Below are 12,887 nucleotides of genomic sequence, written 5' to 3' on the forward strand. Positions count from 1 at the left end.
ATTCATAGGCGCATAATCTCTCCTTAGTTTATTTGGTAGGACATTTAAATTATAGAGATTTTTGCGCTTTTTTGGTATCAAAAAACAGGACTGATATAAAAATCAGTCCTGTTTAGTATAGAGCTATTTAAAGTCCCGCTACTCAATTAGTTGAGTTAGTGGGGCTTATGCATGAGCATTAGCTCTCGTAAATCTTTTATTCCTTTTAATTCTAGTCATTTTTGCCGAGATGGGATGAAGAAATCTTTTTAAATAAATTAGATTTCTTCATCTAACTCGCTTTTCTTCTTATACATACGAACATTTTGCAAACTTATTAATTAAAGTAAACATTAGTGTGGTTATTATTTTTTTCATTTTCTTCAAAATTAGTGCTAATCGAAAGTATAAATAATCATTCGATGACGCCTTTGAAGTTATGTCGTTCTTAAGACTGATTTATATTATATTGAACGCTTTATAGTTTTAAAAAAGCAACTTTACACTTATAATTATAAAGAATAGTGATGACGAGGATGGATTTGATGACAGAGGAACAAGTACAGTATTGGTTTGATATATTTGGGAGTTTAGGATACATCGCAGGATTTCTATTACCATTTATTGAGGCATTTATTCCTATTCTACCAATCATTGTGTTTGTAATCGTGAACGTTAATGCATTTGGTTGGTTCGTAGGTACTTTATTAGCTTGGCTAGGTACTGTAGTTGGAAGTTACATTGTATTTTTAATTTTTAGAAGGTTAGCACATACAAAATATATGCAAAAAATTCAACAGCGGACCTCAGTTCAGCGTTTAATACATTTTATTGATAGAAAAGGTGTCATCCCTATTTTTATCTTAATGTGTTTTCCATTCACACCAAGTGCACTTGTTAATATTGTGGCAAGTTTATCTCATATTAAAGCGCACGCTTATCTAATTGTACTAATAGCATCTAAATTTATAATGATTGGTCTTATTGGCTGGTTAGGTAATGACATTACAACACTTTTCACTAATCCGATAAGGTTGATAACTATAGTGTTAGTGATTGCTATAGTGTGGTTCGTTGGTAGAAAACTAGAGAAACATTTTATGCATTCGTCAGAGGAGTGACAACTTGCGAAAATTATTAAAACATTTGATTTCCATTATATTTGCGATTATTATTGTACTATTGATTCAGGCATTTGTACTTACAGGATCAGTGATAAAAGACGATAAAATGGCCCCAAATCTAAAACAAGGTGATCGTGTTATTGTTAATAAAATAAAAACGACATTTAATTTTTTAGATAATAATGATATTATTATGTATCGTAACGGAAAAGAAATCCAGTTTAGTAGAATTATCGGAAAATCTGGGCAATCTATTTCATTTAAAAATGGTTCATTATATAGAGACGATAGGAAAGTAAATGAGCCGTATACAAAGAATAGCATTAATAACTTGTCACTTAGAAACCTTAAAGATTCTGAAAGTGATATTATTCCACCGAATGCTTATTTTGTACTTAATGATAATCGTGAAAATAAAAACGATTCAAGAACATTAGGTTTCGTCCATCAGAAAGATATCATTGGCAACACAAGCTTAAGATATTATCCGTTTGAAAATTTTACAGTGACTTTTAATTAAATAAACGAGGTGAAGGAATTGAGAAAAGAAATAGTAGAATGGATTGTGTCCATCGTTGTTGCAGTGGCCTTAGTATTGCTAATTGTTAACTTCGTAGGGAAATCATATACAGTTAAAGGGGACTCTATGGATCCTACATTAAAAGATGGGGAACGCGTTATTGTTAATTTAATTGGTCAACGATTTGGAGATGTTGAAAAAGGTAACGTTATTGTCTTCCATGCAACTAAGGATAATGATTATGTTAAACGTGTTATCGGTACAGCAGGGGATAACATTGAATATAAAGAAGATCAGTTATTTGTTAATGGTAAAAAAGTAGATGAACCTTATTTAGATTATAATGAAAAACATAAAGATTATAATTATATAACTGGTAGTTTTACAACAAAAGAGATGAACGAACAAACTGAAGGTTTAGATAAAGTAAAAGATAAAAATAAAATCCCAGAAGGTAAATTACTTGTATTGGGTGACAACCGTGAAGTAAGTAAAGATAGTCGTTCGTTTGGTTTAATTGACGAAGACCAAGTTGTTGGTAAAGTGTCGTTTAGTTTTTGGCCATTAAATGAAATGAAATTTGGATTTAATCCAGATACAAAGTATGAATAATAAAATATTGAGAGTAGGGCAATGAAATTTTATTAACTAAATAAGATTTCATTGCCCTAACTTATTATAAAATAAAAGGTTTAATGTTATGAATATACTTATATTTTAAAAGTACAATCATAATGCAAAAAACTAACGTAAAGAATATGTAAGAGGAGGCTAGGACAAATATAATAATTGTCTTAGCCTCAATTATTGTATTGGCAGTATGTTACTGGATAAAGAATTAAAGCTTTGTTACTCAATTTATTGAGTAAGTGGGATTTATGCATAGCCTTCATCTGAGGTGAAAAGACGAGATCTTTTTAAAGAAATTAGATTTTTATTCCACCATTTTCTAATATTCCATAAACTATTATTAATTAATCAAAATTACAGTAAAGACATATACTAATTTATTCGACGTCTAAGGTGTCAGAATAGTTATACACAACCATATATATGTTAAAATATGAGTCAAAGGAGTTGGCGTAAATCATGGAATTAAATGCTTATATTGGCAGAGCAGGCACAGGGAAGTCAAAAGCAATAATTGAAGAAATTAAAACAAAAATGCGAGAAGATCCATTAGGCGATCCTATTGTCTTAATTGCGCCTACACAAAATACTTTTCAACTTGAGCAATCATTCGTAAATGATGAATCACTAAATGGTAGTTTGAGAACCGAAGTTTTACACTTTGAACGATTAAGTTATCGTGTATTTCAAGAAGTTGGTGGCTTGGTAGAACAACAATTATCTAAAGCAGGAACTGAAATGATGATTTATGACATCATACAGCAACATCAATCAGAATTGAAATTATACCGTTCTCAAGTTAAATATTATGGATTTAGTGAAAAGCTCTATGAACAAATACAAGATTTTAAAAAATATGCGGTAACGCCGAAACAATTAAATGATTATATTTCAGAAAATGATTTACAAACAAGAACAAAACATAAGTTACAAGATATTGCACTGGTTTATAAACATTTAGAAGATAGAATTGACGGGACATATGTATCTACTGAAGATAGTTTGCAAAGATTCATCACGATGATGGAACAATCTGAATGGTTGAAACGAGCAGAAATCTATATTGATGGGTTTCATAACTTCTCGACATTAGAGTATCAAATTATCCGTAGTTTAGTTAAATACGCTAAAAAAGTTACGGTTGTATTAACAACTGATGGCGATAAAGATATGTTTAGTTTATTTAGAAAACCTTCGGAATCATTGACACATATAGAAGAAATTGCAAATGATCTCAACGTAGGATTACATACTAAGCGTTTTGATGAAGTGTACCGTTTTGAGAATTCTGACCTAGTCAATTTAGAGCGTAATTTTAATGCATTACAATTTGAACCTAGAGTGTCAAATGGTGATATAGCGATTTTAGAAGCTAGTGGGATGAGAGAAGAAATAAATGAAGTTGCTCGTCGTATTTTAAGAGAAACACGTGAAAAAGGATATAGGTTTCAAGACATCGCTATTTTATATAGAGATGAAGCCTATGCTTATCTCATGGAGTCGATTTTGCCGCAATTTGACATACCATATAACATCGATGTAAAGCCGTCAATGACACATCATCCTATTATGGAAATGATAAGGTCATTGATAGAAGTAATACAAACCAATTGGAATTTCGATCCACTTATGCGGCTTTTTAAAACGGATATTCTGTCGAAGAAATTTAAGGATAGTCATTACTTAATAGATATATTAGAGAATTTTGTTTTAGAACGTGGTATTTATGGCAAACGTTGGTTGGATGGAAAATATTTTGATATTGAACAATTTAGAAAAATGGGTCTAAAACGACAGCCATTAACAGATGAAGAACGTGAGACTTTTGAACGCGTTATTCAGATGAAAACAGATGTCATCAATAAAGTGATGATTTTTGAAGAGCGTATGAATCATGCAACAACAGCTATTGAATTTGCAACTGCTTTCTATGAATCATTGGAAGCTTTCGACTTACCAAGCCAATTAATGACCGAACGTGATACGTTAGATTTTAACGGCCAACATAAAGACGCTGAAGAAATTGACCAGATATGGCATGGATTTATTCAAACACTGGATGACTTAGTCACTGTGTTTGGCGAGCAAACGATGTCTAAATCACGTTTTCTAGAGTTGTTTGATATTGGTTTAGAACAGTTAGAGTTTGTAATGATTCCTCAAACACTTGATCAAGTAAGTGTTGGTACTATGGACTTGGCAAAAGTAGATAACAAACAGCACGTATATTTAGTAGGAGCAAATGATGGTGTTATACCGCAAACCGTTTCATCTTCAAGTTTAATTACGGACGAAGAGAAGAAATATTTTCAAGAACAATCCTCTATAGAATTAAGTCCTACGGCAGACATATTACAAATGGATGAAGCATTTGTATGTTATATTGCGATGACGCGTAGCTGTAAGCAGGTTACATTTTCATACTCACTCATGGGTTCTGGCGGCGATCAAAAAGAACCGAGCCCATTTTTAAGTCAAATTCAACAATTATTTACTAATTTAGAAGTTCAAAATATACATCATCAACATCAAGCGCAACCACTCACTTTAATGGAACATCCGCATCAAACTAAAATTGCTTTGTTCGAATCGTTAAAGGCTTGGTTAGATGATGAAATTGTTGCAGAAACTTGGTTAGATACATATCAAGTAATGCGAGATGATGAAAGTTTAAATGATGGTTTAGATTACTTATTATCTGCTTTAACTTATGATAATGAAACGGTTCAATTAAGTGAATCTTTATCTAAAGAATTGTACGGTTCTACAATTAACGCAAGTGTGTCTAGATTTGAAGGTTATCAAGCTTGCCCCTTTAAACACTTTGCATCACATGGTTTACGTTTAAACGAACGTACAAAATATAAATTGGAAAACTTTGATCTGGGAGATATTTTCCACCAAGTATTAAAATTCATCTCAGAAAAAGTGAATGGTGATTTTAAGAATCTAAATCCAAAACAAATTCATAAGCTAACAGTTGAAGCATTAAGTGAAATATTGCCTGAAGTACAATTTAACTTATTAAATTCAACAGCCTATTACCGTTATTTATCTCAACGTATTGGTGCAATTGTAGAAACGACTTTAACGGCATTAAAATATCAAGGTAACTATACTAAATTTACGCCACAACGATTTGAAGCTGGTTTTAGAAGAAAACCAAAAGATAATAGCGAATTATTAGCCAAACCATTATATACAAAACAAGGTATACCTATAAATATACGTGGACAGATTGATCGGATAGATACGTATAAAAATGGCGAAGAGAGTTTTGTAAATATTATTGACTATAAGTCATCTAAATATAGTGGAACTTTGGATTTAACAAAAGTTTATTATGGTATGCAAATGCAAATGATGACCTATATGGATATCGTACTTCAAAATAAATCACGTCTAGGATTAACAGACCTCACTAAACCTGGCGGGCTATTGTATTTCCATGTACATGAACCTCGTATTAAACTAGCATGGAACCAATTGTCGGAAGAAAAAAGAGACTCTGAATTCATTCAATCCTTCAAGTTAAGTGGCTTGCTAAATAGTGATGAATCAGTATTAGATGCTTTTGATAGTAGATTGGAGCCAAGTTATAATTCTGATATTGTACCCTTAGGTTTGAAAAAAGATGGCGCTATTAAAAGTAATAGTAAGGTTGCAGACGAAGATACTATTTACAAATTAATTCATCATAATAAACAAAACTTTATTGAAACGGCATCAAATATTATGGATGGACATACAGAAGTAGCGCCGATGAAATATAATCAGACGTTACCATGTGACTTTTGTAGTTATAAATCAGTCTGCCATGTAGACGGTATGATAGATAGTAAACGTTATCGTACAGTTGACGAGTCTATTGATCCATTAGAAGAAGTGCAGAATGTGATTGTAGAAAGTGAGGACGATGGAGAATGAGTCAAATACCAGTGAAACCTGAAAATACGAGGTGGACAGATAACCAATGGAAGAGTATTTATGCAAAGGGACAAGATATACTTGTTGCAGCTGCTGCAGGTTCTGGTAAAACTGCCGTACTAGTAGAGCGCATTATACAACGTATTATTAAAGATAAAATTGATGTTGATAAACTCCTAGTTGTCACATTTACGAATGCAAGTGCGAGAGAAATGAAACACCGCGTAGACCAAAGAATTCAAGAAGCTTCAAATGAGGACCCAAATAACACACATTTAAAAAATCAGCGAGTAAAGATACATCAAGCGCAGATATCTACGTTACATAGTTTTTGTTTGAAATTAATTCAACACCACTATGATGTGCTTGATATCGATCCTAATTTTAGAACGAGCAGTGAAGCTGAAAATATATTGCTACTTGAACAGACAATAGATGAAGTATTAGAAAAACATTACGACCAGCTAGATTCTAACTTTATTGATTTAACGGAACAATTATCATCTGATCGTAATGATAATCAACTACGTAACACAGTTAAAGAAATGTTTTATTTTAGCGTGGCGAACCCAAACCCAATGGCTTGGTTGGAGCAGTTATCAGCACCATATGATGATGTTACAAAGCAAGATGACTTATTAAAGTTATTAAGTGATTTAGCTATGGTCTTTATGAATTCTGCATTGGAAGCGCTGAATAAAAGCTATGATTTATTCATGATGCTAGAAGAAGTGGATAAACAAGTTGAGGTCTTAGAAAAAGAGCGTCGTTTTATTGCCCAAGCGATGGAAGGCGGTATATTAAATACACAAGTTATCGCCGATCATCAGTTTGAAGCACGTTTTCCAGCTAAGAATAAAAAAATAAAAGAAGCCAATGAGATGATGCTAGATGCATACGATGATGGTAAAAAACATTACGATCAATACAAAGCATTGGTAACTAAAGTACAAGAAGATTATTTTTCGCGTAATGCTGAAGATTTAATATTGGATATGCAGCGTTTAGCGCCTAGAGTAGCATATTTAGCACAAGTAACAGCAGATGTGATTGAGTTATTTAATCAAAAGAAACGTAGCAGAAATTTACTTGATTTTTCGGATTATGAACATTTTGCATTGCGGGTATTGATGAATGAAGATGGTGCCCCATCAGACATCGCTGATATGTATCGCAATCAATTCGAAGAAATACTTGTGGATGAATACCAAGACACCAACCGTGTACAAGAGCAAATTATTGCATGTATTAAACGAGGTAGTGAGGCAGATGGGAATTTATTTATGGTAGGCGATGTAAAGCAGTCTATTTATAAATTTAGACAAGCGGACCCCAGTTTATTCATAGGAAAGTATAACCGTTTTACATTAGATGGTTCAGAGAATGGTATGCGCATAGATTTATCACAAAATTTCCGTTCTAGAAAAGAAGTCTTGACTACAACGAACTATTTATTTAAGCATATGATGGATGAAGCGGTTGGAGAAATTGTATATGATGATGCTGCACAACTTTATTACGGCGCACCTTTCGATAATGAGCCGCATGACGTTCAGATGAATATGTTAGTTGAAGATGCTTCTTCGGACTTAAATGGTTCGGAACAAGAAGCAGAATATATTGTTCAACAAGTAGAAAAAATTATGTCAGAGCATGAAATTTATGATATGAAAACTGAGCAGTATCGAAAACCTAGTTATAAAGATATCGTTATTTTGGAACGTTCTTATGGACAGGCACGTAAGATACAACAAGCGTTTAAGGATCATAACATTCCTTTTCATGTTAATAGTAAAGAGGGATACTTTGAACAGACTGAAGTACAACTTATATTGTCTTTTTTAAGAACAGTAGATAACCCACTACAAGATATTTATTTAGTTGGACTCATGCGTTCTGTGATTTACCAGTTTACTGAGGATGAATTATCAAATATCAGGGTGTTTAGTCCCAATGATGATTATTTTTATCAATCGATACAGCATTATATAGCAAATGATGTGGCTAATAAAAAATTAGTCGCTAAACTAGAAGCTTTCTTGAAAGATATTGAAATATATCAACGTTATAGCCAAAGTCATCCTGTCTATCAACTAATCGATAAGTTTTATAATGACCATTATGTTATTCAATATTTTAGTGGCATTGTCGGTGGTAAAGGAAGACGTGCAAATTTGTACGGGTTATTTAATAAAGCGGTAGAATTTGAAAATTCTAGTTTCCGTGGGTTGTATCAATTTATCCGTTTTATAGATGAATTAATAGAACGAGGTAAAGACTTTGGTGAAGAAAATATTGTTGGTCCAAATGATGACGTTGTACGAATGATGACGATTCATAGTAGTAAAGGATTAGAATTCCCATTCGTAATTTATTCAGGACTATCGAGACGTTTTAGAAGAGATGATTTGCACAGACCAGTAATTTTAAATCAAAGTTATGGTTTAGGTATGACGTACTATGACATTGATAGTCACTTATCTTATCCATCGTTATCATCTGTTACGTATAAGGCGATAGCAGAAAAAGAAATGGTTTCAGAAGAAATGAGGTTAATATATGTTGCGTTGACACGCGCTAAAGAACAATTATTTTTAATAGGTCGCGTAAAAGATGAAAAAGAACTAACTCAGTTTGAACAGGTATCAATTTCAGAGACGCATTTACCAGTTAGCTACCGTTTAACAGCGCAACGACCGATTGATATGATTTATCCTATATTGGCTAAATATCAATCTACTTCACTGCCAAAAGAATTGCGTTTTGAAGCAACAATCAATGACATTGATGATTCGATGACGCCTTTTGTCCAGCTAAAAACAGACTTTTATGAAGATATTGCGTCAGAAATTGTTATAGCCGAAAGTGAGCAACGTACACTTACAGATATACAAACGACTCAGACTGGTAATGATGAGCTCAAGTCACAGATTCATGAACAATTAAGTTTCAATTACCCACATCAATTAGCTATTGAAAAACCATCAAAACAATCCGTCTCAGAATTGAAACGACAACTCGAGACTGAGCAAGCTGACACAAATTACGATAGAGTTAGACAATATCGAATTGGCTCAGCTTCCTACGAAAGACCAGGGTTTTTAAGTCATAATACGAAACGGAAAGCGAATGAAATTGGAACTCTTATGCATACGGTAATGCAACATTTGCCGTTCAGAAAGGAAGGGCTATCTCATAGTGACGTGGATACATTTATCAATCAGTTGATAGATAAACATATTATTGATCAAGATGCTAAAAAAGATATCCGATTTGAAGATGTTTACCAGTTTATTGAAAGTGAACTTTATACAACGATTGCTATGAGTGACCGTATATATCGTGAATTACCATTTGTAGTCAATCAAGCTAAAGTAGACCGTATTGAAAATATGGAAGCAGATGCTTCTATAATTCAAGGAATGATTGACCTTATCTTTGAAAAAGATGGACAATATTACTTTGTGGATTATAAAACAGATGCATTTAATAGACGCCGTGATATGTCGGATGAAGCAATAGGTGCACAACTAAGAGAACGCTATAAAATACAAATGGAATACTATCGAAATACATTAGAAACTATCTTAAAAACAAATGTTAAAGGTTATTTATATTTCTTTAAATTTGGGCAACTTTCTATTGATGAATAAACAAAACTATAAGGGGTGCTTGTTGTGTCATCGCAGCAGAGGTTACATGAAATAGATGCATTACGTGGATTAAGTTTGTTAGGTATTATTTTAATGAATATATTAGTTTTTAGTTTTCCTTATGAGGAAAGTATGTTGGGTGATGTTGTGCATGGATTTGATGCTGTATTATTGCACGTAATTACCTTATTAATAATTGGTTCTTTTTATCCTATTTTTACATTCCTATTTGGCTATGGATTGAGTATTATGTATGACAATAGTCAGTTAAAAGGAATTAACTATTACCCAATAATATTTAGAAGATTGTTCTTTCTTATGTTTATGGGTTTGTTACATGGGTTCTTTGTATTTTCAGGAGATATCTTATTTGGCTATGCGTTTACAGGAGCAATAGCAGTGTTATTTATTAAAGTCAAAGCCAAGCGTTTAATAAAAGCAGCAATCATCTTATTTATCTTAAAAATGTTACTGCTAGTTATACCGTTTGTAGTATATTCCTTAATAAATAATCCATATAGTCAACATAATTTTAGTGGTGTGTCCTTATCTAAATTAATAGAAATTAAACAACAAGGGCATTTTACAGAATTTCTTAAAATAAATGCGCTAGAAAATTTATACAATGTATTAGATGTGGTGATGGGGTCTGCTTATCTTGAATTTTTACCATACATTCTTTTAGGTATAGCTGCACAAAAATTAAATTTAGTTAAAAAAATTCAACTTCAAAAACAAAGCGCCATTAAATGGGGCATTTTATGCCTAATTATTGGATATGTTGTTAAAATGCCATATGCGCTAGATTTTTCAAATAGCGCATACCAAAATATCAATATTGTTGGTGGACCAATTGTTGCTGCAGGTTATATATTGATTTTTATTGCTATGTACCAAAGTTTGCGTATTGCAAACTTGCTCCAAGTATTTACTTATCCAGGTAAACTGAGTTTATCTGTTTATTTAACGCAGAGCGTTGTTTTGTCGATAATATTTTTAGGTATAGGGTTAGGCTTATATAACCAATTGCCACTATATCAATCTTATATCATTGCTTTAATTGTTTATGGCATACAACTAGTTGGCTGTTACTTTTATTTAAAACACTTTAAAATGGGACCTTTTGAATGGGTATGGCGAAAAATCACATACCTAAAATAAATTAGCCCCTTACACTGGTTGTATTTATTTACTATAAAATTATGTTTAAATGGTAAAATGTATATACTGCTTTGAATTTGTAATCCAACAAGGCTTGCAACATGAAAAATACGTTCTCACTAAGTATATATTAATTTTTGAAAGCGCTAGTTATTTATTTGTTATTTCGGGGTAAATATAGTTATAATATGTAATAAGATATAGATGAGGAGCTGATATTGAATGAAATTCCTATCATTCAGACATGAAGGACAGACATCTTATGGTGTGAAAGTTAAACGTGAAGAGGCTGCATGGGACTTAAAAAAAGTTTTTGCAGATTTTGCTGAAGGCGAATTTCACCCGAAAACATTATTAAACGGACTTCAACAAAATCAAGTTGTCGATTTTCAAGAACAAGTTCGTAAAGCTGTAGTTGCAGCAGAAGATAGTGGTAAAGGTGACGACTATAAAGTGCTATTTAGTGAAATAGAGTTCTTACCACCTGTGACGCCAACAAATAATGTAATTGCATTTGGACGCAATTATCAAGATCATGCTAGTGAATTAAATCATGAAGTACAACGTTTATATGTATTTACAAAAGCTGCTTCATCATTAACTGGTGATAATAGCACGATTCCAAACCATAAAGATATTACTGATCAGTTAGATTATGAAGGTGAACTTGGTATTGTAATTGGTAAATCTGGTGAAAAAATTCCTAAAGGTTTAGCGTTAGATTACGTATATGGTTATACAATTATTAATGATATTACCGACCGTAAAGCGCAAAATGAACAAGACCAAGCATTCTTATCTAAAAGTTTAACTGGTGGTTGCCCAATAGGTCCTTATATTGTGACAAAAGATGAATTACCTACACCAGAAGATGTGAACATCGTTACGAAAGTAAATAATGAAATCCGTCAAGATGGTAACACAGGTCAAATGATTCTTAAAATAGATGAATTGATAGAAGAAATTTCTAAATTTGTGGCATTACACCCAGGTGATATAATTGCAACTGGTACACCAGCAGGCGTTGGTGCAGGCATGAATCCACCTAAATTTTTACAACCAGGTGATGAGGTTAAAGTTACAATCGATAATATCGGAACATTAACTAATTTTATTGCTGACAAATAAAAATATTAAGATATTAAAAAGTGCGGGTATACGTATCAAATTTAAAATTTTGATTTGTATCCCGCTTTTTTTTCCTAATCATTAGTAGATTAATATAGAATTCTTTTTGAAAAATGAAGTGATTTTAAGTATGATAGGGTAAGTAATCTTTTGATTTTATAATTAAAAGACTACAATATACTTCTGTTTTATATACTTTTGAAGTGAAAAACGTGTGTGGGGGTTATATTTTATGTTACATATGCATATAGCAAGTTGGGCATTATTAATTATTTTATTCTTTGCGGCTTACTTTAACTTTTCTGAAAAACAAGGCGCTTCACCTTATTTTAAACCGATTCATATGGTTTTAAGATTATTTATGTTGCTTGTGTTAATTTCAGGTTTTTGGGTTTGGATTCAATCATTCTCATCTGATAATGCAGGTGGACATATGTTACTGACATTGAAAATGATTTGCGGTGTAGCAGTCGTTGCATTGATGGAAGTGACAATTACTAAACGTAAAAAAGGTCAACCAAGTCATAGTTTATTATGGACTACTATTGTAGTTATCATCTTGACTATCATTATTGGTATTATTTTACCGATGGGACCAATTACACAAATGTTTGGTTTGTAAGTTATATAAAAGAGGCTACGACTTCATTGTCATAGCCTCTTTTGTTGTTTTGCCGGTAGATAAATTTGTTTAAACTAAAAGGTATTATAGTGTGAGATAACGAACGTTAACATAAAGTATTAAAATTGCGCTGAAACTTTCTC

The 12,887-nt window shown here is 32.3% G+C and carries 8 protein-coding genes; all 8 read left to right on the top strand.

Annotation, left to right across the window (positions count from 1 at the left end; all coding sequences use genetic code 11):
* The first annotated feature begins 524 nt into the window (after positions 1-524).
* The 8 genes from ACF91D_RS19705 (at position 525) to ACF91D_RS19740 (ending at position 12,744) form a co-directional block, all read left to right on the top strand.
* Entirely contained in the window at positions 525-1,100 is a 576-nt protein-coding gene (locus ACF91D_RS19705; protein ID WP_327620693.1) for a TVP38/TMEM64 family protein, read from the top strand.
* Positions 1,101-1,104: 4 nt separating this feature from the next.
* Positions 1,105-1,623 (top strand): signal peptidase I, encoded by a 519-nt coding sequence (lepB, locus tag ACF91D_RS19710; RefSeq protein WP_327620692.1) that lies wholly within the window; start codon positions 1,105-1,107, stop codon positions 1,621-1,623.
* Positions 1,624-1,641: 18 nt separating this feature from the next.
* On the top strand, positions 1,642-2,235 hold the full coding sequence (gene lepB, locus ACF91D_RS19715; protein WP_039067801.1) for a signal peptidase I: 594 nt from the start codon (positions 1,642-1,644) through the stop codon (positions 2,233-2,235).
* 477 nt (positions 2,236-2,712) lie between these two features.
* The gene (addB, locus tag ACF91D_RS19720; RefSeq protein ID WP_327620691.1) at positions 2,713-6,180 is read left to right on the top strand and encodes a helicase-exonuclease AddAB subunit AddB; all 3,468 of its coding nucleotides are present in this window, start codon (positions 2,713-2,715) and stop codon (positions 6,178-6,180) included.
* Positions 6,177-9,833 (top strand): helicase-exonuclease AddAB subunit AddA, encoded by a 3,657-nt coding sequence (gene addA / locus ACF91D_RS19725; protein ID WP_327620690.1) that lies wholly within the window; start codon positions 6,177-6,179, stop codon positions 9,831-9,833. Before addB ends, addA begins: the two co-directional genes overlap by 4 nt.
* Positions 9,834-9,857: 24 nt before the next feature.
* Positions 9,858-10,994, top strand: a complete 1,137-nt coding sequence (locus tag ACF91D_RS19730; protein ID WP_327620689.1) for a DUF418 domain-containing protein — start codon at positions 9,858-9,860, stop codon at positions 10,992-10,994.
* Positions 10,995-11,216: 222 nt separating this feature from the next.
* Positions 11,217-12,122, top strand: coding sequence for a fumarylacetoacetate hydrolase family protein (locus ACF91D_RS19735; RefSeq protein WP_039067793.1), 906 nt, complete (start codon positions 11,217-11,219; stop codon positions 12,120-12,122).
* A gap of 232 nt (positions 12,123-12,354) precedes the next feature.
* Positions 12,355-12,744, top strand: coding sequence for a YisL family protein (locus ACF91D_RS19740; protein WP_039067792.1), 390 nt, complete (start codon positions 12,355-12,357; stop codon positions 12,742-12,744).
* The last annotated feature ends 143 nt before the right edge of the window (positions 12,745-12,887 follow it).

Source organism: Staphylococcus sp. 231237_7MaSpsaltlick (assembly GCF_043107035.1).

Excerpts from the sequence above, each read along its gene's own strand:
- ACF91D_RS19735 (WP_039067793.1), top strand. The coding sequence starts at position 11,217 with ATGAAATTCCTATCATTCAGACATGAAGGACAGACATCTTATGGTGTG.
- ACF91D_RS19740 (WP_039067792.1), top strand. The coding sequence starts at position 12,355 with ATGTTACATATGCATATAGCAAGTTGGGCATTATTAATTATTTTATTC.
- addB (WP_327620691.1), top strand. The coding sequence starts at position 2,713 with ATGGAATTAAATGCTTATATTGGCAGAGCAGGCACAGGGAAGTCAAAA.
- addA (WP_327620690.1), top strand. The coding sequence starts at position 6,177 with ATGAGTCAAATACCAGTGAAACCTGAAAATACGAGGTGGACAGATAAC.
- ACF91D_RS19705 (WP_327620693.1), top strand. The coding sequence starts at position 525 with ATGACAGAGGAACAAGTACAGTATTGGTTTGATATATTTGGGAGTTTA.